Consider the following 524-nt stretch of genomic DNA (forward strand, 5'->3'; position numbering starts at 1 on the left):
GCGGCTGGCGAGCACTTACAAGTATCAACCCGCCGGCTTCGGCGTGGTCGGACGCGCCTGGGCACCGCGTCTGGCGCTGGCCGGTAACTACGATGCTATTTGGCAAGCCGAACGCTGGCCCGGCTTGCCTTATGACTTTGACTTCGCCTACTGGAACGGCGCACCCACTGATCAACAGATCGAATTTCCGCCGCCCAACCTGCGTATCGAACTGTTCAACCTGACCGACCCGAGCCGGACCCCGGATGGGCGACTGCGCGTGGAGCTGCCCAGCCATCGCCCGTTCGTATTGCTGCGTTTACTCAATGGCGCCCTGCTGCCGCTGCCGATGCTCACCGACACCCTGCGCATCGACACCGACGCCATGACCCTGGTGTTGACCCACCGCATCAGCCTGCCCAACACCCTGGACATCCGCGTGCTCGAAGCGCGCTTTGAAACCGACCCGACTGCGCCGCTGATCAAGCGCACACCGCAGAAGGTGCACTGATATGGCCGACAACGTCATTGCCCGCAAACAGGGC

The 524-nt window shown here is 63.4% G+C and carries 1 protein-coding gene; it reads left to right on the forward strand.

Annotated elements, in window-relative coordinates; translation table 11 throughout:
* Window positions 1-490, forward strand: a 490-nt coding sequence (locus NTD86_RS01880; protein ID WP_262200458.1) for a DUF2169 domain-containing protein, incomplete at its 5' end; no start/stop codon positions are given.
* Between the last annotated feature and the right edge of the window lie 34 nt (window positions 491-524).

This window comes from Pseudomonas sp. 7P_10.2_Bac1 (assembly GCF_025465935.1).
In the GTDB taxonomy this organism is placed as follows: Bacteria; Pseudomonadota; Gammaproteobacteria; order Pseudomonadales; family Pseudomonadaceae; genus Aquipseudomonas.